Here is a 19594-nt window from a genome sequence, read left to right on the forward strand (position 1 = left end):
AAAATTTTTTACTTTTGCTGGAACCATAACGCCCCAGTATGCGTTTGGTTCCCGAGTTTAGAGAAAAAAATGAGGAAAACATAGATGACCGAGCTGACCGGAGTTTCCGTCGCAGATCAAATTGGCCCGCTCTTGCCGTTTCTGCGCCGTTATGCCCGTGCCCTCACCGGCTCACAGGACAGTGGCGACGCCTACGCCGCAGCATCGCTTGAAGCGATCCTTGCAGATCCCGCCCAGTTCGATGCCGATCTCGCGCCGCGGGTCGCGCTGTTTCGTGTGTTTCACAGCATCTGGTCAACATCGGGAATGCCTGTTGACGCAGATGGCCACAGCTCTGACATCCAAACGCGCGCCCACGCCCAGCTGGCACGCCTTACGCCGAACACGCGCGAGGCCTTGCTGCTGCGCACGGTCGAAGAGTTCTCGGTCAGCGATATCGCCACAATCATGCAGATAGAACCCGCCGAGGCTCAGAAGCTAATCGATATCGCCTACGAGGAAATGGCCCGCCACACTTCTGGGCGCATTTTGATCATCGAAGACGAGGCAATCATCGCGATGGATCTTGAAACTATGGTGACCGACCAGGGCCACCGGGTCACAGGGGTCGCACGCACCGAGACGGCCGCCATCGAACTGGCCGAGCGCGAGCCGTTCGACCTGATCCTGTCGGACATCCAACTGGCGGACAAATCCAGTGGAATCGATGCAGTGAACCGCATCATTGCCCAGCACGGCGATTGTCCCGTCATTTTCATTACCGCATTCCCCGAGCGCCTTCTGACGGGCAAAGGGCCCGAACCGGCCTTTTTGATTTCCAAACCCTACACCGAAGAACAGGTCAAATCGGCCGTCAGCCAGGCCATGTTCTTTGCCTCTAGCGCCGTGATCGAGGTCTGACGCGGCAGGGCCGCGCTGCAAGACACGAAAACTCAGGCGATTAGACACGACGAGGAACCCCATGGAAAACGAGATTGCACAGACCGCAGAGACCGTGACGAACACCGTTTGGGCCGAACTGTCGCAAGTTCTGAATGCCGAGCTGTATGACGGGAAATCGCTGAGCGACCTGTTGACGCTCGAGGCCCTTCTTGGCCTCGTCGCGAACACGATTGCCGCGCTGATCCTTCTTGTTCTCGGGCTTGTGATTTCAAGATATGTCAGCCGGAAGATCCGGGGCGTCGGTGAAAAATCGGAACGCCTGGACGATACGTTGTTCAACTTTCTTGGCAATCTGGCGCGCTATACGATCCTGGCGTTTACCGGGCTGTTCATTCTGAACACGTTCGGGGTGCAGACGACGTCGATCATTGCGCTGATCGGTGCCGCCGGTTTGGCCATTGGTCTTGCGTTGCAAGGCACATTGTCCAACGTTGCAGCCGGCGTGATGATCATCCTGTTCAGGCCGCTCAAGATCGGCGATTTCGTCGACGTGAATGGCGTGCTCGGAACCGTTAAAGACATCACTCTGAACTACACCGAAATTGCCGATATGGGAAACGTCAAGGTTATCGTTCCCAACGCCGAGGTGTGGGGAAACACCATCAAGAACTATTCCGTTTACGAGACCCGTCGTGCCGAGTGGACGTTCGGCGTTGGATACGGCGTCAACTTGGCGGAGGCCGAGCGCGTCATTCGCGAGACGATCATGTCGGACGCCCGTTCGTTGGCTGACCCCGAACCGTTCATCCAGGTGAACAATCTAGGCAGCAGCAGCGTCGATTTTCTTGTCCGCGTGTGGTGCAAGTCTTCGGACTACTTCCAATACCAGGCGGACATGAAGCGCAAAGTCAAAGAGGCGTTGGACGAAGCCGATATCAATATTCCGTTTCCGACCCGCACTCTGTTGATTGAAGGCGAAAAGACTCAGCGAGAAAAAGCGATCGCGGCAGAGTAACCTTGACTGTTGACCCCAGGTGCCTGAAGCCAGCACTCTTCAGGCAAAATTAGGGGTTTGAGCAACGGAGGTGCGGTCATCGGCCTGAGTCGCCAAAATGATTGCCGCGACTGAAACGCCAAAATGAGTTGGCCTGATCCTCCCCCAATGAAGTGGTCCGCCATTATGCTTGGGAAAACCGAAGATCAGCATGGCAACGAAGAGACACAAGCCAGAGGAGATTGTCACGAATAGTAATCCTTGGGCTAGAACCTGAGCGGCAGTACCTGTCTTGGTAGGCCAAGAGCTGGTCAATATGATCCTAATCAGTCTTTTCACGCTCAGACTCCGGCTGGCTCGAAGCTCAAACATGCAATTAAGTCCACTTGGCATCCCAGGGCAGGCTAACGGTCGCGCCAACCTTCTTACCTATCTCGATGCCTGTCTGGTCGAAGCGACGCATAAACTCAGCGCCCGACTCGTCTTGTCTCCGTTGCAAAGTGACAGTTTCCTCTGAATCCGAAACGCTCACTATGGCACGATGAACGTCCTCTCTTAGACTGGGGGGCCAGCCATTTTCGGTCGAAATTGGGTTCCCGTGCTTGTCAAAGAACTCGCCCTGAGTGACGACGACTTTGAACTGGTTTCCTGCGTCCTTTTCCAGTTTTTCCACCCTGCTACGAACACTCATTTTGAAGCCTCCAAAGCTGCTATTCGTTTCTCTAGTTCCGTCGTTTCCAGAACCCGCCTGTATTGCTCAATAAGCCCCATGACCGTCGCTCCCTCCAAAGGTGTCACGTCACCCTGAGAAACGGCTTGTAGCACCGCCTGTGCGGCCTCTGAGGCGTCGGCAGCGGATCTGATGGGGGGAAGGTCAAAACTGACCGGTGCGTCCTTTCTGGTGGGCGCAATCCGCTCCAGACAAAGACGGAGGGCCGTGCTGTCACCCTCAAGCGCCAACTCAACCGCTTTTTGCGTGATTGCCTCCGATTGCCCCTCAAGCAGTTCCTCTACTGCCCGAGTGACCCGGTTTCGGGTTCCTCTGGGCTTGCCGGGATTACCAGTCGCAAAGGTCCCATCCGGGTTTCGTTCGTCCGTATTGGTTCCGTTTTTTCGGTCGGGTTCATCCGTCATTGCTCATGCCTCGCTTGTTAGATTGTTAGTGTTGAAGGTGTCCGTTTCCCCCAGACCCCCTGGTAGATTAAGGATGTCTTAAATATTGCGACGGGGGACTTGCCGAAATCGGGCGTTTTCGTCGCAAATATTGATACGGCCCGTCGCATTTATTGCGTCGCCTCCGTCATTCTCGTCGCAAAATCTACGACGGTCTCGTCGCAGTTATTAAGACAGGGTTTTGTTTTTCCGCCCTTGCCAGTCGGATTGTGAACTGGAGCTTTTACGACCGGGAAATCTGCCCCTTCAGACCACTGCTTGTACAATCTGCGACCTGCCTCCCTGTGTGCGGTCGGTAGCGAAATTTCGGTCAGTTCAAACAGCGGAGATGATGCGACGCCACTGGTGCCGAGTTTGGGCGGACGCGTCACGGCGATGAAGCCCTTCGCCTGTAATTCACGAAACCCTTTGGCGGCTGTGTTGTACGACACGCCTAACCGGTCAGCGGCTTGTCTGACGCTCAAGCAAATCCTGCCGTTGTTATTGTTGGCCGCTCCGTGCCATTCCAGCCTAAGCCATGGATACAAGGCCTGCGCGGTGGACGAGAGGGCCCGCCAGGCGGGCTCCTCCATCATGTTGCGAACAAGCTTGGTCCAATGCTCGACGCGCTTTTCGTTTCTCTTGTCGCGCCCCATCTAAGCCGCCTCCGCCTTGTTGAGCGCGTCTATGAACTCCGGCAGCAACTCCGCCTTGAAGGCGACGCCTTGCTTGCCCGGTAGCATCTCTCCGTCTTTTGAGGTGAAGAACACGCGGATATTGATGAGGTCATGCCCCTGAAAGTCATTCCGGCTGACACGGTATTCCTCGTGGCTGTTCTTGGGGATCTGGGTGATGAGGGCCATTAGCGGCCCTCCCCGGAGTACAGCGTTGCGACGACGGGTCTGTTCATACTTCGCGGTGCGCCGAGTTTCATACGTTCTGACAATGGACCGGAATTTGTCGCCCAGGCTGTCCAAGGCTGGATCGCCGCCGTTGGCGCCAAGACGGCTTACATCGAACCTGGCAGCCCTTGGGAGAACGGACACTGTGAAAGCTTCAACGGCAGGTTAAGGGACGAGTTGCTCAACGGTGAGATCTTCTACAGCCTGCGCGAAGCTCAAATTCTGATCGAACAATGGAGGAGATACTACAACACAAAGCGGCCCCACAGTGCACTGGGCTATCGCCCGCCAGCGCCCGAAACCATCATACCAATGGATCGCAGGCCGACGATGCACTAACAATCAATTTGGACCAGTCAGATGAGGCTGCTCAGGCTATCCACAACTTATCCAACGGAACTGCTGTTTGTGCTGAGCGCCCATTTTAAGTTCCGAACGTTTCTGCTGTCCGGCAGCTTGGGTGTTGCTCATTGGGGCGTTGTCAAGCCTCGGCACAACCCACTCGCCAATAAAGTCAAATACACGAAGAAAAATGGCATAAAATCAAAAGTGCTCGTCGGTCATACTCTCTATTTTAGCCCAAAGCCTTTTTGCTTGAGTTTCATCGTGACCGACATGTCCAATTCCCTTCCACCTCTCACCAGCTCTTTGCGGCCCAAATTGCGCGCCGATCAAGCAACATCGGAAATAGCTACGCATCAATTTGATTTTCTGTTCAGTACAACCGAATTGGAAGACGTGGCAGTATTGGCCCCTTTAATCCTTTTTGGCCTCGTTTTTTTGGCATTTCGCTTTGCGCCTCGCTCAAATAGCAGGGCTAAATTCGGGAACTCCGCTCAGTGTCGCCAAACTCCCGAAAAGCCAAAGGTTTTTACGCAGTCTTCAAGACGGCAACCCACACCATTTGATGTAAAAACTGCAGATCATTTACCGGTAAGAATAGTTTTGCAAGGGAAAGCATGGGTTACGGATGGCGATACAATCGTCATCAAAAAAACGCAGATACGATTGTTCGGTATTGATGCACCCGAAATCGATCATCCTTTTGGGCAGAAGGCAAAGTGGGCGATGGTGAAACTTTGCAAAGGTCACGATGTAAAGGCGGTAGTAACCGACGTGGATCATTACGGCCGTACCGTTGCGCGTTGTACTTTACCTGATGGTCGAGATTTATCAGCTGAACTTGTAAAAATGGGATTGGCAATCGATTGGCCTAAATTTTCTGAAGGTAAATACAAGCATTTGGAGGTTCCGGGTGTGCGCAAAAGGCTGTGGCTGGCTAATGCGCGTCAGACAGGGAAGATGTATCTCTGGGAACAGTTTGAATACGATCAACGAAATCCGAAGAAGCGGTGAACGAAACGACTCGGATTCTTAGTCGGAAATTGGGCTCGATGCTGTCGAATGCACTCGCAGCATCCTGTTGTCTTGGCGACCGCTGCATAGGACTCAAACTGCCCAAATGGACACGGCACAAACGAATGCGGCCGACCGTCAGTGGTTTACGCAGTAAACCGATACCTACTCTTGGCTTCATGCAGTTTCTTTGCGGCTTGCTGAGGATCCGCCTTAATGCTCTCTGCGAGCTTGGCTCTAACACTGTCGATAGAATCACTAAGCTCATTTTCCTGAATGCCTTCAAGTGCGGCCAATGTAACTCCAAGACCTGCCAATTGCGTCGTTATCAACCTAATATGCTGATAGCGATGCGCGCGCTTTACGCTTGTGGTGTCGATGTGGCTGCGCATTTCCAGTAGGTCATCCTCGGATGATCCAGCAACCAAGCCCTACATTGTATGGTTAGACCACCGCGCGTGGTTTCCATCGTCAAGATCAGGCTCGCAGTATCGTACCTTCTTTAAAGCCTCGGCAATGGCATCGCCGAACAAGGCATCGAACTGGGACCACGTCCTGATCTGCCAACGATCTTTGAGCGCTCGTAACTCAACACGTCACACGCGGCTCTGAGACGTATCAGAAGGTTCAAATGGGGGTGTAAATGCGGAAATGTTCCAAGCCCGCCGTCTTGCGTATGTGCCGCCACGATTTCTACAGGTCATTTCGCAGTCCACTGTCAGAAGCGCTTAATTTTATACATGGATTCCCCGGTTGACGAGGCAATTCCATCAGGATGTCATAGGCTTCCCTCGGTAGAGGAATGCCGCGGCTTCCGGTCTTGCTGCCCTGCAGTTCCAGATGGTGCGACGTTACATAGCCCCAGCGCAGCGTCAAAATATCGCTGAGGCGACATCCAGTGTAAATCAGTAGCAAGAGTGCCGGCACTCTGTCCCGCTTCCGGCGATTAATCTGAGTGTCAGAAGACCAAAAGCATCTAGTCGGACACTGGGAAGACGTGACTCTCATGGTTGTTAAGTCATTGAAAATCAGGAAGTGGTATAGGGTAGTTGTGACCGAAGGGTCGTGACAATGCGTGATCTGGTCTTTGAGAATAGATTCGCCGACTGAATCACCGGCGTGGTTGCGGTCACGCGACGACGGCAATTTGGCAGAAAGAAATCATCCAACAGAATTGGTCAGATGACTACAACGAGCCCAAAGCAGACAATCTCGGAACGAAATGATATGGTCGCGGAACCAGAGGCGCTCATACATTCAGGAACCGTACTTTACGGAGGTCGGATGAATGATCATGCGTATTTTTCAGGTCGTGACACGGCCGGGCAAAGAGGAAGAGTTCAGCAAGTTCTTCCATGAAACAGCTATCCCCTTGATGAGAGGTACCAAGGGCATCGTTCAAGTGTTTCCTGGTGCCGCACGTGCTGACACACCGCGAGAGTTCAGCTTTGTGATGATTTGGGAAAACCTGGAGTCACTAAAGGCTTTTGTCGGCGATAACTACCAGAGCCCGCATATCGATCCGGCGGAAGCCGAATTGGTCGAGTCGCGTTCGATCAAGCATTATGAACTGGTTCAATAAGAGCGATGGCTTGAATGCAAAGAAGCAATTAGGGGGAAACAATGATCAAGGGGAAATGCGGTTGCGGAGCCGTAACGTATCAAATGACGTCACCACCCATGTTCGTGCATTGCTGCCACTGCGGCGAATGTCAGCGACAAACCGGAGCGGCCTACGTCTTGAACGCCATCATTGAGGCAGATCGCGTGCAGTTTGAGGGGCCAATCACTGAACATGAGCTCTCTACTCCAAGCGGGAAAGGTCAGATCATTACGCGCTGTAGAGATTGTGGCGTCGCCGTTTTTAGCAGCTACATGATCCGCCTTGGCAAGCTAAGGTACGTGCGCGTCGGAACATTGAACAACCCGGATCAATGTCCTCCGGATGTACAGATTTTCACCAACAGCAAGCAGGCCTGGGTGCCACTCAGCAAAGACATTCCTATCTTTGAGGAATTTTACAAATTCGATGAGGTGTGGCCGCCCAATGCGTTGGACCGTTTGGAGATAGCTCTATCCTGACGGGCCAGTCGCTCGAGCCGAATGGCAGCTTTGTCCGTATTTCGGTCGTTCGCAAAACTATGGCGAACGCAGCCATCGAGATCAGTGCGGACGCTTTAGCGAGGCTACCATTTGGCGCAAAGAACGCTTCTGTTGGTGTAAAAAAACGTTGATGCTACTCTGGCCCGGCTTGGAGGGTGCATGAACGGCCTAAGTGATTTTGAAAAGATGGAGCGCGAAGGCTGGGCCAATCCAGCTATCGCCAAAGGTTATGCAGATGGATTTCACCAAGCCACGCGCCTTGTTGCGCAGAGGCTCTCGGATGCGGTTTCCGCAGGACCCAAGTCAACGGTTCTTGATTTATGCACCGGGCATGGTGTTGTTGCTGCAGAACTGTCGGCAAGAGGGGCATCCGTAACGGGGCTCGACTTCTCGGGAGTTATGATATCTCTTGCTCAATCAGCTGTGCCAGACGCTTCCTTCATTCAAGGAGATGCGATGTCAATGGACTTTGCTGATAGCAGCTTTGACGCCGTCACTATTGGTTTTGGTGTCCCGCACTTTCCCGATCCTGAACGCGGTTTGGCGGAGGCGGCAAGGGTTTTGAGACCAGGAGGGCGAATCGCGTTTTCAATCTGGAAGGGGAAAGGATCAGATGGTGCTTTCGGTTGGTTGTTCGATGCGGTTGGGCGACTGGGCGATCCGTCTGTAGAACTGCCTTTAGGACCGGATGCCCATATGCTTGCCGACCGTTCTTCTGCTGAGCCTATGGTCACTCAAGCGGGATTTGCAGAGTTTCAGTTGTTCGATGTGCCTTCTGAATTGCACGTACAACACCCTGAGGACTTGTTTGATGCATTTGACCAGGGTGCCGTTCGCGCGGCGTCACTATTAAGATCGCAACCTGCTATGAAACGAGATTCAATTCGCTCTGATCTGGCGGAACGCACTCGCTCTTTAGGCAACATGCACAATGGCGGTTTTCTTGTCCCGGCCCCGTCTGTCATCATATCAGCCGTTCGCCGCTAACTTTTTCGAACCTTTGACGATTACGCACGCTCTTCGATCAGCAGCTTTGTCCGCATAACAGACTTGAAAGCACTTGAACCGCTGGTTCAGGAGTGGCAACCCGAAAGGGAACCAGCGTCACTCAGGAAACGTCATATGAAAAACCTTATTCTAACGTGTTGCTTTGGAACTATTTCCCTATGTTTCACAGCGTTTCCGTTGGCTGCACAGCCGCGGCTAGGTTGGGCGTATCAAGTTGATGGGCTTGCCGCATTTCAAGGGGATGCGGATTTGAGCGGCGGTGGCGAGTTCTCTGCAAGTCGAACATTTCTTCGTGCGACCGCACTATACAATCTGGACGGAGGAAATTCAGTTGGGCTTTCCACCAGCTTTGGCAAACTGGATTATCGCTTCAGCCAATCGAACAACCAGCCATGGGAAAACATCCGTGACCTCCGCGTCGCTGTTCCTGTGCGGCTTCGAGTGAGTGATACAGCAACAGTTTTTGTGTCGCCACAGATCAGATGGGACTATCAAAGCGGGGCCTCCTCATCTGAAGGAAGAACCCATGGTATTTTTGCAGGAATTGCTTGGCAACTGAGCGAGCGCTTGACGATAGGTCCGGCCTTTGGCGCGTTTTCTCAATTTGACGAAAGCGGTACAGATTTTTTTCCAGCCCTGCTGATCGACTGGGACATAAACGATCGCTGGAACTTGAATACTGGCTCTGGTGTCGGAGCGACGCAAGGTCCCGGACTGACACTGAGTTACGCGTTGAATGACGCCTTGGACATTTCGTTGACCGCGCGATCGGAAAAAATTCGATTCAGGTTGGATGGGGATGGCCTTGCCCCGAATGGGGTGGGTGAGGATAAAAGTATCCCTGTAGTTCTTTCTGTTGGGTATAACCCGAACCCTGGGGTTTCATTAAGTGTCTTTGCTGGCGCAGAATTTGACGGCCGCCTGACGCTAGATGATGCGAATGGATTGGAAATTAGTCGTCAGAGCTATGAAACAGCGCCATTGGTTGGGCTGGCGTTCAGAGTCAGGTTCTGACCACAGCATTGAGCCAGTTTGCCAGTTGTGTGCGGAGTTTTCTCGCGGCTGAGTTCACGCGTCTACTTTGTTCGCATAGTGGGCGTTCATCCCAAGTGCAGCGAACGGCTGCAACGAGCCCTGAGCGGTCGTTCAAGACTGCTTGGAGGAAGCAGCTTTCATGGCTTCGATAGGAGCTTTAGCCGCAGATCACGGAGTTTCTTTCGGTTTATTGCGGTCAGATCGGGGAACAGCTCTCGCTCACTGACTTGGTAGCCGAGAAACAGACGAGTTCTCATTTCGAGTTCGTCACCAGCAAACCCTATCTCAGAAAAAAGCTGACGAATGACAGCTAGCCTGTGTTTCATCTGCCGGCGCCAAACTCGACGAACCTTAGGGCTTTGATATGCCCATTGCCTGATAGCTGTATCCAATTGGACGAGTTGAGCTCGGTCTACATGTTCATAAACAAACGCAAGTCGACTTTCCGGTGATTGCTCAACTAGCGTTTTGGTATCTTCAATGGGTTCTTGGTCAAGCTCTAGCCAGTAGTTAAGCAAAGCATTGTGCAAACCGTCCCTGCTACCAAAGTGATAGTAGAAGCCGCTCTTCGATACATTAAGCTCCGCGGCAAGCTTTTCTACGCGAACAGCTTCGATCCCACTGCGTTTCAACAAGTCCAACGCGGCACGTAACCAGTCTTCTTTGCTAACGCGACGTTCTCTTTTGATCTGGGTCATGTACAACACGTAACGCATGGTGTTATACAGAACAACTATACGGCACCGTTTAGTTTGTATAGACGTCAGCGTACAAAAGCACGTAGCCTCTGCTATTTGAACGTCGTGGGAGCGGCTGGTTCGCGCGCAATTCGAAATAACCAGCGAAAGGGCTCTCGTGGGCCAAATAAGATCTACGGGTGCAGGATACGCGAAGCGAAAGGAAGCAGTGGACCATGAAAAATGATCTTTCAAGCTTGATAGCAACTATTGCGCTAGGCCTAGTACCGGCGACTGCTCTCGCAGAACCAATTCCGCTTGCCGGACAAAGCGAAACAGAATGGCGCCATACACTTTCGGTCTATGCGTTCCTACCAGCAAGAACCAGCGGGGACTCGACGGTTGCAGGAGTGACAGTCCCACTTGACCTGGATTTTGGCGACGCGCTGGAGCTCCTCGATTTCGCCGCCGCCGGTCGATACGAAGCCTGGCGCGGCGATTGGGGTTTCATAATAGATGCCAACTATGTGTCACTTGAAGCCGACGGCAGTTTGCCCACGCCTGGAAGCGCTCCGTTCAGCGCTGATATTCGACAGGAATGGCTGGGTTTACTTGCGGCGTACAAGGCCGTTGACGCTATCGGGGGTAACGGGCAGCGCTACGCTATCGATCTGCAAGCAGGTGTGCGTTACAACTCTTTGCGCCAAGAGATAACGGTGACATCTCCGGCACCAATACCGGTATTGGGCGGCGATGAAGGCTGGTGGGAACCCGTAGTCGGCGCACGCGGCACTTGGGTGCTTAACGAGCGGTGGACCGCAATTGCATCCCTGGAACTTGGCGGCTTTGGCGCAGGCGGTAACGACCTGCAAGTCGGAGCCAATGTTGGTGTAGATTGGCGTCCATGGGAGACAACTTCGCTGTTCATTGGATGGCGTTACTTCAGCATGGACTACAGCGACACGCTTTCAACAGGGGCGTTCGAATATGACGTCGAACAGCACGGGCCGGTTCTTGGCGTCAAGTTCAGATTCTGAGCTGTGGATGCGTACCCAATTCGGGAACATGTAGATGGATGTTTCCAAACACAGGGCATTGCGTTCAAACCGAACGAACATCGATAACTTTTAGGGGAGGGTCTAGAAATGAGAGAAGGATTCATTGGAACCACTATTTCTGTGCTTGTTCTTTTGGCCGGGAGTGTTTCGGGTTGGGCGCAGGTGTCGCCCACCGAGCCGCTGCCAGAACACGACGTTTATTACCCGGGAACAGAGGCACTAGCGCCGGATGAAATGCGTGTTACTGCCTGCGGCACAGGGATGCCGACAGTTCGACCAAAGCAGGCGGCAGCCTGCTGGTTAGTCGAGCTTGGAAATGGTGACAAATTTCTATTCGATATCGGTGCGCAATCGATGAGTAGGATATCGGCGATGAAGATTCCCTATGACTACCTCGATAAAGTATTTCTCGGACACCTCCATCTGGACCATATGGCTGACTTGCCCTCACTCTGGATCAGTGGACTTAAAGCTAACCGAACCTTTCCCTTAAGAGTTTGGGGGCCAAGCGGTAGAACGCCAGAACTTGGCACGAAGGCATCGATGGAACACATGCAGAAAATGTATGCATGGGAGGTTGCGTCGGTCATTGGAAAACTTGATGATCGAGGACTTCAGATTGAGGTCAACGAGTTCGACTATAAAGGGGTCAACGAGGTAATTTACGACGAAAACGACGTCGTTATCCGTACGATACCCGCGGTCCATGCGATTGATGGTGCCGTAAGTTTTATACTTGAGTGGAACGACATGAAGTTCGCATATTCTAGCGATACCTCCCCAACTACTTGGTGGGTTGAATATACCAAGGATGTCGATATTTCAGTGCATGAAAGTTTTGCGCCACCAAAGACATTAATTGAAAAGCAAAACTACGGCCCGGAGTTTGCGCTTTTGCTTGGGACACTGCTGCACACTTCACCAAGTCAATTTGGCAAGCTCATGGCAATGACAGAGCCGCGTATTGCAGTTGCGTATCATTTCTTTAACGACCACGACACTCTACCAGAACAAATCGAAGAAATCCGCAAAGTCTACGATGGGCCGCTCGCTTTGGCGCAAGATTATATGGTCTTCAACGTTACGAAGGACGACATTAAAGTACGAATGGCGGTCGTTGATGAGGAGATCTGGCCTTCACCGCCAACTCGACCCAAAGTCGCTGAGGATGAACCCCGAGAAAAGCTTTCAGAGTTTACCAAGTCGGGTGACCTTTTTATGGAAGACTTGCTTAAGCAGATTTGGGATGAAACTAATTCAATCTATGGTAGCAATGCTGTGCTTCCGCCGAATGGCATCGGTGGAGAATAGTCGATAGTGTATCCCGTTGTCGGCTCGAGTGCATCATCCAAAACAGGCTCTGAATTCAAATTTAACGTCTGCTTTGTCCGTAAAGTAGACGTTCAATGAATTTGGGCGAACGACTACAATGAACCCATTTTCGCCCTGAAACATGAGCGCGTTTTTGGTGAGGTGCTATCCCTCCGGAGTGTACCAAATGGGCGAAGTATAAGCCCGTTCTTGTGTGGATGTCGGTACTTCTTCGGGTAGTTCGTCGCCGAACCTAATAGCTTCGTAAACCGTCCATCGCGGCGTGGGGATTTCCAGCACGCGCGCGTAGTAAAAAGCCTTTTGTTCCGGATCAAATTCGGGATCAGACCAGACGGTTATCAATTCTGGCGATCCGATTGAGTTCGTGAACGTACCGGTTTCGACGTCCACGGTGTTGCCGACAGGCGGCAGCTTGCCTTCCGCACCGATATCCCGATCGCCGGACCAGACGACATCAAAAACCTTTTCTTGTGTCTCACCGTCTTCTGTTACCCAGCCCTTGACTATCTGAATACGATCCAGATTACCCGAGTACGGATCCTTGAGTGCAGCGACGAGAAAATTTGGCGCTAAGGCATCACCGGGCGCTTCCGGTAGATCTGCCCCCATGGGTACGCCTTTGTCATAACCAATCTTCGCAGGAAGCCGCGATTGAGCGTCGTTTTCTTGGAAATCCCATCCCCCGAAGAAACGTACCGTGATCCGACTACCTGTTGTACCATATACTTCCTTGCGTTCCATCGCGTCGAAAATAGATGCTCGTGTGTTTTCCTCGGCCCAAACGGCCGCATAACCAGAGGCAGCCATCTGCCAGCCCAGAATTTTGGTCGCTTCAAACTCGCCGACAACATGCTGCCAGCGCCCAGGCTCAGGTTCCACGCCCGAGTGCTTACCAAAAAAGTTATCTTCCTGGGCCGTCGCCAAAGCCGTGTGACTGTCTGTGGATCCCACGACACCGAACTTGTAAGGGTTGGTCCCAAGCTGCGCCTCGAGCTTCAGGCCATTTTTTAAAGCCTCGCGAGCATACTCGTACTGCAACATCCAGTCTTCTTTTGGGACAGGGCCAAGGTTTGCGACGTCCCATGTTTCGTAATCTGCAAACTCGTCATTTGGGCTCAGAAACGGGTGGGCCTCGCCGTCGCCTTTGATCTGAGTGATCTCGTACAGTGGCTCCCATTTGGCGCGTCTTTCCGCGTAATCTCCTGTGAGCGGTTCGCCGGTATCGGGGTTTGTCTCGACAGGAAACATCAAGCCATTGGAAACATTTCCGTTGTGCGCCAATGCAAGGACGCGCCCGCCTGTCGTTTCTTCGTATCTTTCCATCCAATCCCACAGATCTTCCGGATTGAATGTCTCGGCAGTCGTAAACGGCAACATTTGCCGCGCCCGAATCCTGTCGTCCCTATAGATGACATTGCGGTGCAAGTTGTTGCCACCTTCCGTCGAGGTCCATTCGTAGCCGATAAACGCGGTAAACGATCCCGGTTGATCATAAGCATCCGCAGTTTCCGTAAAGTCATCCCAAACTGACTGTACGAAACGACGGTCAGCAATCGCCTCCGGCAAAGCTTCACCGGTAATTCCAGCGAAAGTCTCGATAACCTCCATTGTCGCTCCAAGGGCAACATTCCCTCCTTGGTTCAACCTGTCGTTCCAGTCACGTAACGTTGGGTCGCCCATCAAAGTTGCGTTCCCCGCGACGATCTCGTTCATCGCGCCCATCGCGTCTGAATGGTCTGAAACAACGAGCCAATCCAGCGGGCGAGACAGCTTCGCCCGCAGGCCGTGAGAAGTAGTTACTTCTTCTCCACGCGCAAACCGAAACGCGTCTGAAGGCGAAAGAAGTACACCAAACGCACGCGCGTCGAGTGAGAGCGATGTATGCAAGTGGGTGTCGCCCCAAAGAGGTCTAGTTGGAAAGTCGCGTCCTGCATAAGGCGAAAACGCATCTGATGCAGGGGCATGCATGTCGGCCCCCGAGATGGTCATTTCACCAACTTGTCCACCCTCGGCGGTTTCCTGTGCCCAAGCAGAGGTCGAGGACAAACAGAGACAAAAGAATAAGGTCGCACTGAAAGGAACTTTCATGGCTATATTCCCTGCAAATCAGATTATAGCTCATGCGACCATTCTCATATGCTTGCTGTCAACCTCGTTTTTGTTTCCGCGAAGAGCGTCTGTACTTGGTTGAATTGGTGTGTAACTACCCAAATCCCTCGCCGCGTCTTAGTCTCGTTTACTGCGGAAACAAACAGCGGCTTTGTCCGCAGATCCTTCACTGATGCACTGCGCAACGAGGACTGCTCCGAGCCCAGATCAAACGTTCATTTCTAACTGCTGATAGCCTTTGAAAGTCGCATGCGGGCGTTCAGCTTAAGCCTGATGGTAGCTGCTTTCGTTGACTTCCGACTTCCTCAAAGTACGCACATGCGATTGCACTAGAGCTTGATGCGGAATGCCGCGAAGCCATCTGCACCATCTCCGGCGTCTTCGATTAAAACGCCTTTGACATCGGCGATGTAGTCTCGGGCCTTAGGGCCGGTCTCGAATAGCACGGTCGTGTTCTCTAAAGGAGCAAATGACCAGTTGCCGTCCGCTTTTGGGTTGATCGTTCCCTGTTCGACAATATAGCGCACGATAACGTCGCGATTAGTGTCCGGGGCTTCGAACACGATTGTATCACCCAATGCGCCGGGGAATGAACCGCCACCCGATGCACGATAATTGTTTGTGGCGATGATGAACTCCATGTCATCGGTGACCGGTTCGCCTTGGAAGGACAAGTTCACAATTCGGGCCGCATCGGGATTCACCTCTTCCCCCTTTGGCCCAAAGCGCGACGGCTGCGACAGGTCGATCTGGTATGTTACGCCATCCATCACATCGAAATTGTAGGATGGAAACTCTGGATTCAGAAGAACCGCATCCTCTGAGCCTCGCTCGATCTGGTTGAACATACCGGCCGAACGCTCCAGCCAACCACGCAGTTGAACACCGTTCACTCGCACCGCGCGCACTGTGTTGGGATAGAGATACAGATCAGCCACATTTTTGATAGCAACATCCCCGACCGGGACGTCGGTGTAATAGTCCGGGCCCCCGCGACCACCCGCCTTGAACGGCGCCGCCGCTGACAGGATCGGCAATCCTTCGTGCTCGGTGCCTTTCAGCATTTCTTCGACATACCATTTCTGTGCGATCGAAACGATCTGTACAGACGGATCATCAGCAACCAATGCAAAATAGCTGTGCAACGGGGCAGATGTTTTGCCAACGGCTCGACGGACATAGGCGAGCGTTTCGTCGTGATCCTTCGCAACCGAGTCGAGAACCTTCTGATCGTCTCCGACCAAAGCGGTGATTGAGCGGTCTTCATTGCGTTTGGAAATCGCGCGGGCCTCGGACGTGGTAGTAACCACGCGCCACTCATTTCCTTCCCGTTCCAGCAGCAGGTCCAACAACCCAAGATGTGAGCCCCAGAAGCCGCCCATAACAGCAGGTTTACCCATCAGGGTGCCCTTTTCGACGTCAATGCCGGGTCGGTCCGCAAATGTCGGCGAGGGAAAGACAAGGTGATTGTGCCCCGTGACCAGAGCGTCGATTCCGTCAACACCCGCCAAAACGACTGAGGCGTTTTCCATACCGTCCACATGATTGGCGTCGCCGATCCCAGAATGTGAAAGGGCGATGATTAGGTCACATCCTTGTTCCTTCATCTCTGGCACGTATGCCCGCGCGGTTTCAACAATATCGCGGGCCTGAACATTGCCTTCCAGATGCTTTCGGTCCCAGTTCATGATCTGCGGCGGCGTAAAACCTATGACACCGATTTTGATTGAGTGCTTGGTCCCATCACCCATTTCGATTTCACGGTCGATAATTGTATATGGTTTAATCAGCGTTTTGTCGTCGCGCGGAGTTGCGCCTTGTGCCTTTGCAACATTGGCCAAAACGACCGGGAACTCTGCGCCCGCGAGTGATTTTTCCAGGAAATCCAGCCCGTAGTTGAATTCGTGATTGCCCAGAGTTGCAGCATCATAGCCAACCGTGTTGAAAGCGTTGATGATGGGGTGCGCGTCCCCTTCTTTCATGCCACGCTCATAGGCGATGTAGTCGCCCATTGGGTTCCCTTGAAGAAAGTCACCGTTGTCGACCAAGATCGAATTTGTCGCCTCAGCACGAATTTCGTTGATGATTGAGGCCGTACGGGACAAGCCCACTGTGTCACGGGGTTTGTCGGCATAGTAGTCATAGGGGAACACATGAACATGGATGTCCGTTGTTTCCATGATGCGCAGATGCGCTTGAATGTTGGATGCCAAAACTGAAAAAGGATGCAAGGTGATGGCCGCTGCACCGGCTGTTGTTGCAAGAAATTGGCGACGCGAAATTGACGAGCGGTTGGAAAAAGACATGGGTCACCTTTCGAGTTGGCTGGCAATGAGAATAGTTGCCGGTATTGCATAACGATCTTATGACAGTGTCTTCTAACACATTTTGCAGACTTATTTCAGGGGGTATGGACGAGGCCATGCGCCAGATCCGTGAAGTCGCTGAATGATTGGATCAGGTGAAACCAAGCCGGGACTGGTTTGACAACGTATGTGAAGAATAATCAGTGCCTTTTCCCATCACCCGTGCTGTATTGTCGGCGCAAAACTATTCTGGAGATGGTTGTTGGAGCCGGCATTTGCCGATGTGTTGCCCATGCCCGCCAGCGACGTACACTACCGATAATCGACGTGAACGACGCTGCCCGCGTTGCCGTCGCCATGACTAAAGAAGGACGCAACGGGATACATCTTTTGTTGTCACGCAATCTCCGTACCTGAGGCCCAGTGAAAGCTGACTGTAAACATCTGGCCAATCGTCGACTCGGAGCAGGCGGCCGAAAAACACTTAGCTCCGCCGCGATATTTCGAAAGTCTGGTGCTACTGACGGTGAGTTATGATGCTAAAACCCTCTTCGGGTGATGGTGGCACGAAATACCGCGCAATACGCCGATATTGATCTTCCGTCGCTGCAAATGCATGCGCGCCTTCTCTGTTGCGCTTGTGCAGCCGGTGCAGACAAACCTCATCTGACACATCCAAAAAGTGAAGGTGGTGCTGCGCAGCAGTGTCTTCCAGCAGGTCGCGCATCCAGGCCCTGTTTTCAATTGTGTTCGCTGGAAAATCGAGAACGACCGAAACGCCAGCCTTCAGCAGAGCAGCCACGTGAGGACCCATGACCAGTCGCAGTTTCAAAGCGCAGTCTACATAATCCTGCAAGGACTTCATTTGATCCCCAAACAGCGCGCTAAGCCATTCATCTTCTGAAATGAGCACGGCCCCGTCTCTTTTTGCAAGTCTCGCTGCCAGAGTTGATTTTCCAGAAGCAACTTTGCCGCATAACAAGTGGAGCGTTGGAATAGCCTGTGACATAGAGCGAACTCCCGGATTACCTGATGGTCCCTGCGCTAAGTTGGTCTGCCAGTTGATCAAACACCAACCTGATCCTTCGAGCGGTATGTAGCTCGGAGTGCGTCGCCAGCCAAATCGGGAACTTAAACGGCTCGCGGTCGGGAAGCACGCGCTCCACTCCTGGTGTTAAGGCAGCCACATCATCCGACATTACACTTATGCCAAAACCTTGGCGCACCAGTTCCCAGGATACAATCCCGCTTTGTGAGCCAATCCTGAAGCTTTTTCGGGTGACATTTATGCCCGCCGGATCGAGAAAGCCGATCATCGTGTCAATGTCACCAAATCCGACAAAGTCCAACTTAGCGAGTTCGCATTCATTTTTTGGCCGTCCAACCTGATCAAGGTACGAAGGTGCCGCGTAGAAATGTGCCGTGGCCTCGGCGACAAGCTTTGCCGTCAGATCCGGCTGCGTCGGACGTACATGTCGGATGGCAATATCAGCCTCACGTCGCTGTATGTCGCGTATGTCATTTGCAGCAACGATGTCTATCTCCAGTCGCGGTGCCGCAAGTCGGATCTTTTTCAGGATAGGCGGCAGTTGATAGGCAGACATCACATCGGACGCAGTAATCCTGACTTGCCCTTCAACAGCTTGCGACTGACTTGTTGCGGTAAGAGAAATCCTGTTTGCCACATCCGCCATTTCTCTGACATGCAACAAAAGCTCGGCGCCAGCGGTCGTCAAATTAAGCGACTTTCCGACTCTTTCAAACAAGGTGATGCCAAGCGCCGTTTCCAGCGCAGCAACTTGACGGCCGACAGTGGGTTGAGTTTGCTCAAGAACGCGCGCCGCTGCTGAAAACGAGCCTTCTTCGGCGGTGGCAAGAAAGGACCGCACCTGATTCCAGTCGAAATTGATGGCTTTCCAGTTCATGCATTTATGCATAACACTTCTGCAAATTGGGGCAATTCCATAAATGAATGTTTGGTATTACAGGATACGGCGACAACCTTGTTAGAGAGTATTGAAATGGCTGCTTTGTCTAAGGATGCCGCGTTCTGGAGCAAAATCTCGCGAAAATATGCGGCAGACCCAATCCGCAACATGGAAGGGTACCTGAAAACACTGGAACGTACCAAGTCGTACCTGAAAGCGGAGGACAGCGTACTCGAAATCGGGTGCGGGACGGGTTCAACTGCGCTGCTGCTTGCACCGAATGTCGCCCATGTCACTGCCACGGATCTCGCTCCGGGCATGATCGAAATTGCCGATGAGAAGCTTGATAAAGAAGGGCTGGAGAATGTCACTTTCAAGGTGGCCGACGTTCTTGAGCACAGTCTTGACGAAGGCTCTTACGATGCCGTCTTGGCGCATAACTTGCTTCATCTTCTGCCCGATTTGGACCAAGCGCTCGAGCACATTGCTGCGCTGACAAAACCGGGTGGGCTTTTCATATCCAAAACCGTCTGCGCGCCTGAGAGCGGTGGTTTCAAGTTTGCGATGATCAGTCGGATCGCAATCCCAATCATGCAGGCTTTTGGGAAAGCCCCATTTGTGAACTTCGTGTCTGGATCGGTACTTACGAGGAAAATTGCGTCCGCAGGCTTTAAAGTTCTTTATACTTCTGATCAAGCCTCGATGCTCCAGAGTCGTTATATTGTCGCGCAAAAATCATGAAGCTCCAGTTC

At 52.7% G+C, this 19594-nt stretch carries 20 protein-coding genes and 1 pseudogene; 12 read left to right on the forward strand and 9 right to left on the reverse strand.

Annotated elements, in window-relative coordinates; all coding sequences use genetic code 11:
- Window positions 1-84 precede the first annotated feature (84 nt).
- Both ACR0E2_RS12240 and ACR0E2_RS12245 read left to right on the forward strand, forming a co-directional pair.
- Window positions 85-900 carry a response regulator gene (locus ACR0E2_RS12240; protein ID WP_480446591.1) on the forward strand — a complete coding sequence of 272 codons (816 nt, stop codon included), beginning with the start codon at window positions 85-87 and terminating at the stop codon, window positions 898-900.
- A gap of 61 nt (window positions 901-961) precedes the next feature.
- Window positions 962-1897 carry a mechanosensitive ion channel family protein gene (locus tag ACR0E2_RS12245; RefSeq protein ID WP_171725980.1) on the forward strand — a complete coding sequence of 312 codons (936 nt, stop codon included), beginning with the start codon at window positions 962-964 and terminating at the stop codon, window positions 1895-1897.
- 355 nt (window positions 1898-2252) lie between these two features.
- Here ACR0E2_RS12245 and ACR0E2_RS12250 read toward each other — a convergent pair whose 3' ends face one another.
- From ACR0E2_RS12250 to ACR0E2_RS12265, 4 genes are all read right to left on the reverse strand, one after another.
- On the reverse strand, window positions 2253-2567 hold the full coding sequence (locus ACR0E2_RS12250) for a hypothetical protein (protein ID WP_480446592.1): 315 nt from the start codon (window positions 2565-2567) through the stop codon (window positions 2253-2255).
- Window positions 2564-3010 carry a DUF5681 domain-containing protein gene (locus tag ACR0E2_RS12255; RefSeq protein ID WP_480446593.1) on the reverse strand — a complete coding sequence of 149 codons (447 nt, stop codon included), beginning with the start codon at window positions 3008-3010 and terminating at the stop codon, window positions 2564-2566. The genes ACR0E2_RS12250 and ACR0E2_RS12255 overlap by 4 nt, the downstream gene beginning before the upstream one ends.
- A gap of 149 nt (window positions 3011-3159) precedes the next feature.
- Window positions 3160-3684: a hypothetical protein gene (locus tag ACR0E2_RS12260; protein WP_480446594.1), complete on the reverse strand. Its 525-nt coding sequence runs from the start codon at window positions 3682-3684 to the stop codon at window positions 3160-3162.
- Window positions 3685-3891: a transcriptional coactivator p15/PC4 family protein gene (locus ACR0E2_RS12265; protein ID WP_480446595.1), complete on the reverse strand. Its 207-nt coding sequence runs from the start codon at window positions 3889-3891 to the stop codon at window positions 3685-3687. It lies immediately after the preceding gene.
- A gap of 39 nt (window positions 3892-3930) precedes the next feature.
- Between ACR0E2_RS12265 and ACR0E2_RS12270 the strand changes: the two are divergent.
- From ACR0E2_RS12270 to ACR0E2_RS12295, 6 genes and pseudogenes are all read left to right on the forward strand, one after another.
- Window positions 3931-4269: pseudogene (locus ACR0E2_RS12270) on the forward strand (integrase core domain-containing protein); the annotation flags it as partial.
- A gap of 21 nt (window positions 4270-4290) precedes the next feature.
- Window positions 4291-5286, forward strand: a complete 996-nt coding sequence (locus ACR0E2_RS12275) for a thermonuclease family protein (protein WP_480446596.1) — start codon at window positions 4291-4293, stop codon at window positions 5284-5286.
- A 1288-nt stretch (window positions 5287-6574) separates the two neighbouring features.
- On the forward strand, window positions 6575-6868 hold the full coding sequence (locus ACR0E2_RS12280) for a putative quinol monooxygenase (protein ID WP_152456701.1): 294 nt from the start codon (window positions 6575-6577) through the stop codon (window positions 6866-6868).
- A 41-nt stretch (window positions 6869-6909) separates the two neighbouring features.
- Entirely contained in the window at window positions 6910-7368 is a 459-nt protein-coding gene (locus tag ACR0E2_RS12285) for a GFA family protein (RefSeq protein WP_152456702.1), read from the forward strand.
- Between the two features lie 180 nt (window positions 7369-7548).
- A complete protein-coding gene (locus tag ACR0E2_RS12290; RefSeq protein ID WP_254705291.1) occupies window positions 7549-8376 on the forward strand; it encodes a class I SAM-dependent methyltransferase in 828 nt (275 codons plus the stop codon).
- A 135-nt stretch (window positions 8377-8511) separates the two neighbouring features.
- On the forward strand, window positions 8512-9411 hold the full coding sequence (locus ACR0E2_RS12295; RefSeq protein ID WP_480446597.1) for a hypothetical protein: 900 nt from the start codon (window positions 8512-8514) through the stop codon (window positions 9409-9411).
- Between the two features lie 158 nt (window positions 9412-9569).
- On the opposite strand, the gene ACR0E2_RS12300 is transcribed toward ACR0E2_RS12295, so the two are convergent.
- Window positions 9570-10130 (reverse strand): TetR/AcrR family transcriptional regulator, encoded by a 561-nt coding sequence (locus ACR0E2_RS12300; protein WP_480446598.1) that lies wholly within the window; start codon window positions 10128-10130, stop codon window positions 9570-9572.
- 215 nt (window positions 10131-10345) lie between these two features.
- Between ACR0E2_RS12300 and ACR0E2_RS12305 the strand changes: the two genes are divergently transcribed.
- Together ACR0E2_RS12305 and gntH are read left to right on the forward strand one after the other, a co-directional pair.
- Window positions 10346-11146 (forward strand): outer membrane protein, encoded by an 801-nt coding sequence (locus tag ACR0E2_RS12305; RefSeq protein WP_480446599.1) that lies wholly within the window; start codon window positions 10346-10348, stop codon window positions 11144-11146.
- Between the two features lie 108 nt (window positions 11147-11254).
- A complete protein-coding gene (gene gntH, locus ACR0E2_RS12310; protein WP_480446600.1) occupies window positions 11255-12478 on the forward strand; it encodes a guanitoxin biosynthesis MBL fold metallo-hydrolase GntH in 1224 nt (407 codons plus the stop codon).
- Window positions 12479-12643: 165 nt separating this feature from the next.
- Here the strand turns inward: gntH and ACR0E2_RS12315 are convergent, their stop codons facing one another.
- Both ACR0E2_RS12315 and ACR0E2_RS12320 read right to left on the reverse strand, forming a co-directional pair.
- Window positions 12644-14587: a DUF3604 domain-containing protein gene (locus ACR0E2_RS12315; RefSeq protein WP_480446601.1), complete on the reverse strand. Its 1944-nt coding sequence runs from the start codon at window positions 14585-14587 to the stop codon at window positions 12644-12646.
- A 350-nt stretch (window positions 14588-14937) separates the two neighbouring features.
- Window positions 14938-16788, reverse strand: a complete 1851-nt coding sequence (locus ACR0E2_RS12320) for a bifunctional 2',3'-cyclic-nucleotide 2'-phosphodiesterase/3'-nucleotidase (protein WP_254705289.1) — start codon at window positions 16786-16788, stop codon at window positions 14938-14940.
- Window positions 16789-16807: 19 nt separating this feature from the next.
- On the opposite strand from ACR0E2_RS12320, the gene ACR0E2_RS12325 reads away from it, so the two are divergent.
- Window positions 16808-16966: a hypothetical protein gene (locus ACR0E2_RS12325; RefSeq protein ID WP_254430193.1), complete on the forward strand. Its 159-nt coding sequence runs from the start codon at window positions 16808-16810 to the stop codon at window positions 16964-16966.
- Window positions 16967-17431: 465 nt separating this feature from the next.
- On the opposite strand, the gene ACR0E2_RS12330 is transcribed toward ACR0E2_RS12325, so the two are convergent.
- Together ACR0E2_RS12330 and ACR0E2_RS12335 are read right to left on the reverse strand one after the other, a co-directional pair.
- The gene (locus ACR0E2_RS12330; RefSeq protein WP_480446602.1) at window positions 17432-17923 is read right to left on the reverse strand and encodes a P-loop nucleotide/nucleoside kinase family protein; all 492 of its coding nucleotides are present in this window, start codon (window positions 17921-17923) and stop codon (window positions 17432-17434) included.
- Between the two features lie 16 nt (window positions 17924-17939).
- Entirely contained in the window at window positions 17940-18839 is a 900-nt protein-coding gene (locus tag ACR0E2_RS12335; RefSeq protein WP_480446603.1) for a LysR family transcriptional regulator, read from the reverse strand.
- A gap of 6 nt (window positions 18840-18845) precedes the next feature.
- On the opposite strand from ACR0E2_RS12335, the gene ACR0E2_RS12340 reads away from it, so the two are divergent.
- Window positions 18846-19583, forward strand: coding sequence for a class I SAM-dependent methyltransferase (locus ACR0E2_RS12340; protein WP_480446604.1), 738 nt, complete (start codon window positions 18846-18848; stop codon window positions 19581-19583).
- Window positions 19584-19594: the final 11 nt, after the last annotated feature.

The sequence above is a fragment of the Ruegeria sp. A4 genome (genome assembly GCF_056543025.1).

Bases quoted from the DNA above. Each gene is read 5' to 3' on its own strand.
- ACR0E2_RS12240 (WP_480446591.1), top strand. From the start codon at position 85: ATGACCGAGCTGACCGGAGTTTCCGTCGCAGATCAAATTGGCCCGCTC.
- ACR0E2_RS12245 (WP_171725980.1), top strand. From the start codon at position 962: ATGGAAAACGAGATTGCACAGACCGCAGAGACCGTGACGAACACCGTT.
- ACR0E2_RS12250 (WP_480446592.1), bottom strand. From the start codon at position 2,567: ATGAGTGTTCGTAGCAGGGTGGAAAAACTGGAAAAGGACGCAGGAAAC.
- ACR0E2_RS12255 (WP_480446593.1), bottom strand. From the start codon at position 3,010: ATGACGGATGAACCCGACCGAAAAAACGGAACCAATACGGACGAACGA.
- ACR0E2_RS12260 (WP_480446594.1), bottom strand. From the start codon at position 3,684: ATGGGGCGCGACAAGAGAAACGAAAAGCGCGTCGAGCATTGGACCAAG.
- ACR0E2_RS12265 (WP_480446595.1), bottom strand. From the start codon at position 3,891: ATGGCCCTCATCACCCAGATCCCCAAGAACAGCCACGAGGAATACCGT.
- ACR0E2_RS12275 (WP_480446596.1), top strand. From the start codon at position 4,291: ATGAGGCTGCTCAGGCTATCCACAACTTATCCAACGGAACTGCTGTTT.
- ACR0E2_RS12280 (WP_152456701.1), top strand. From the start codon at position 6,575: ATGATCATGCGTATTTTTCAGGTCGTGACACGGCCGGGCAAAGAGGAA.
- ACR0E2_RS12285 (WP_152456702.1), top strand. From the start codon at position 6,910: ATGATCAAGGGGAAATGCGGTTGCGGAGCCGTAACGTATCAAATGACG.
- ACR0E2_RS12290 (WP_254705291.1), top strand. From the start codon at position 7,549: ATGAACGGCCTAAGTGATTTTGAAAAGATGGAGCGCGAAGGCTGGGCC.
- ACR0E2_RS12295 (WP_480446597.1), top strand. From the start codon at position 8,512: ATGAAAAACCTTATTCTAACGTGTTGCTTTGGAACTATTTCCCTATGT.
- ACR0E2_RS12300 (WP_480446598.1), bottom strand. From the start codon at position 10,130: ATGACCCAGATCAAAAGAGAACGTCGCGTTAGCAAAGAAGACTGGTTA.
- ACR0E2_RS12305 (WP_480446599.1), top strand. From the start codon at position 10,346: ATGAAAAATGATCTTTCAAGCTTGATAGCAACTATTGCGCTAGGCCTA.
- gntH (WP_480446600.1), top strand. From the start codon at position 11,255: ATGAGAGAAGGATTCATTGGAACCACTATTTCTGTGCTTGTTCTTTTG.
- ACR0E2_RS12315 (WP_480446601.1), bottom strand. From the start codon at position 14,587: ATGAAAGTTCCTTTCAGTGCGACCTTATTCTTTTGTCTCTGTTTGTCC.
- ACR0E2_RS12320 (WP_254705289.1), bottom strand. From the start codon at position 16,788: ATGGAAACAACGGACATCCATGTTCATGTGTTCCCCTATGACTACTAT.
- ACR0E2_RS12325 (WP_254430193.1), top strand. From the start codon at position 16,808: ATGTTGGATGCCAAAACTGAAAAAGGATGCAAGGTGATGGCCGCTGCA.
- ACR0E2_RS12330 (WP_480446602.1), bottom strand. From the start codon at position 17,923: ATGTCACAGGCTATTCCAACGCTCCACTTGTTATGCGGCAAAGTTGCT.
- ACR0E2_RS12335 (WP_480446603.1), bottom strand. From the start codon at position 18,839: ATGAACTGGAAAGCCATCAATTTCGACTGGAATCAGGTGCGGTCCTTT.
- ACR0E2_RS12340 (WP_480446604.1), top strand. From the start codon at position 18,846: ATGCATAACACTTCTGCAAATTGGGGCAATTCCATAAATGAATGTTTG.